Origin of the sequence: Escherichia sp. XD33 (genome assembly GCF_019375075.1) — a bacterium.
GTDB classification, from domain to species: domain Bacteria; phylum Pseudomonadota; class Gammaproteobacteria; order Enterobacterales; family Enterobacteriaceae; genus Enterobacter; species Enterobacter flexneri_A.
This window is the reverse complement of sequence record NZ_JAENDM010000146.1, coordinates 1-2,367: the sequence shown is the minus strand read 5'-3', so window position 1 is coordinate 2,367 and position 2,367 is coordinate 1. Positions and strand designations below refer to the sequence as shown.

Annotated in this window: 2 protein-coding genes; both read left to right on the top strand. The window is 52.3% G+C overall.

Annotated features, from left to right (window positions below; all coding sequences use genetic code 11):
* Positions 1–2,160 (top strand): terminase gpA endonuclease subunit (locus K0778_RS28100; protein WP_250666416.1); only part of this gene is annotated, 2,160 nt, incomplete at its 5' end.
* A gap of 67 nt (positions 2,161–2,227) precedes the next feature.
* On the top strand, positions 2,228–2,367 hold a 140-nt coding region (locus tag K0778_RS25635), incomplete at its 3' end, for an Ail/Lom family outer membrane beta-barrel protein (RefSeq protein ID WP_153449173.1).

Here is a 2,367-nt window from a genome sequence, read left to right as displayed (position 1 = left end):
AATGCGATGGGCAGCGACTACATCCGCGAGGTGAATGTGGTGAAGTCTGCCCGTGTCGGTTATTCCAAAATGCTGTTGGGTGTTTATGCCTACTTCATAGAGCATAAGCAGCGCAACACCCTTATCTGGTTGCCGACGGATGGTGATGCCGAGAACTTTATGAAAACTCACGTTGAGCCGACCATCCGTGATATTCCATCGCTGCTGGCGCTGGCCCCGTGGTATGGCAAAAAGCACCGGGATAACACGCTCACCATGAAGCGTTTCACCAATGGTCGTGGCTTCTGGTGCCTGGGCGGTAAAGCGGCAAAAAACTACCGTGAAAAGTCGGTGGATGTGGCGGGTTATGATGAACTTGCTGCTTTTGATGATGATATTGAACAGGAAGGCTCTCCGACGTTCCTGGGTGACAAGCGTATTGAAGGCTCGGTCTGGCCAAAGTCCATCCGTGGCTCCACGCCCAAAGTGAGAGGCACCTGTCAGATTGAGCGTGCAGCCAGTGAATCCCCGCATTTTATGCGTTTTCATGTTGCCTGCCCGCACTGCGGGGAGGAGCAGTACCTTAAATTTGGCGATAAAGAGACGCCGTTTGGCCTCAAATGGACGCCGGATGATCCCTCCAGCGTGTTTTATCTCTGCGAACATAATGCCTGCGTCATCCGCCAGCAGGAGCTGGACTTCACTGATGCCCGTTATATCTGCGAAAAGACCGGGATCTGGACCCGTGATGGCATTCTCTGGTTTTCGTCATCCGGTGAAGAGATTGAGCCGCCGGACAGCGTGACCTTTCACATCTGGACGGCGTACAGCCCGTTCACCACCTGGGTGCAGATTGTCAAAGACTGGATGAAGACGAAAGGGGATACGGGAAAACGTAAAACCTTCGTGAACACCACGCTCGGTGAGACATGGGAAGCGAAAATCGGTGAACGTCCGGATGCTGAAGTGATGGCAGAGCGGAAAGAGCATTATTCAGCGCCCGTTCCTGATCGTGTGGCTTACCTGACTGCCGGTATCGACTCCCAACTGGACCGCTACGAAATGCGCGTATGGGGATGGGGGCCGGGTGAGGAAAGCTGGCTGATTGACCGGCAGATTATTATGGGCCGCCACGATGATGAACAGACGCTGCTGCGTGTGGATGAGGCCATCAATAAAACCTATACCCGCCGGAATGGTGCAGAAATGTCGATATCCCGTATCTGCTGGGATATTGGCGGGATTGACCCGACCATTGTGTATGAACGCTCGAAAAAGCATGGGCTGTTCCGGGTGATCCCCATTAACGCCAGCAAACTGGAGCAGTTTTCGAAAGAGTGGAAGGACGCCAACGATAAGTGGAATGCCATGTGGGGCGTCAAAATTGAGCAGACCAAAGACGGCAAACATTATGTCGCGGGTATTGGCCTCAGCATGGAGGACACGGAGGAAGGCAAACTGAGCCAGTTTCTGGTTGCCGCTAACCGTATCGCGTTTATTGATCCGTCTAATGGCAACACAAGACCAATGTTTGTTGGTCAGGGCGATCAGATATTCATGAACGACGTGTTCCTGAAACGCCTGACGGCTCCGACCATTACCAGCGGCGGTAATCCTCCGGCATTTTCCCTGACACCGGACGGAAAGCTGACCGCTAAAAATGCAGATATCAGTGGCAGTGTGAATGCGAACTCCGGGACGCTCAACAACGTTACGATAAATGAGAACTGTCAGATTAAAGGGAAACTGTCAGCCAACCAGATTGAAGGCGATATTGTCAAAACAGTGGGTAAGGCTTTCCCACGGGACTCCCGGGCACCGGAGCGGTGGCCATCAGGGACCATTACCGTCAGGGTTTATGACGATCAGCCGTTTGACCGGCAGATTGTTATTCCGGCGGTGGCATTCAGCGGCGCTAAACATGAGCGGGAGAATAACGATATTTATTCGTCATGCCGCCTGATAGTACGGAAAAACGGTGCTGAAATTTATAACCGTACCGCGCTGGATAATACGCTGATTTACAGTGGTGTTATTGATATGCCTGCCGGTCACGGTCACATGACACTGGAGTTTTCGGTGTCAGCATGGCTGGTAAATAACTGGTATCCCACAGCAAGTATCAGCGATTTGCTGGTTGTGGTGATGAAGAAAGCCACTGCAGGCATCACGATTAGCTGAATTTTATAACCCAGATACGGGCGCCAGAAATGGCGCCTTTTTTATTGCAGAAAAGCGAGAGGTAATTATGCGTAAAGTTTATGCCGCCATTTTGTCCGCAGCCATCTGTCTGGCCGTATCAGGTACGCCTGCATGGGCGTCTGAACACCAGTCCACACTGAGCGCAGGGTATCTTCATGCCCGTACGAACGTACCCGGCAGCGATAA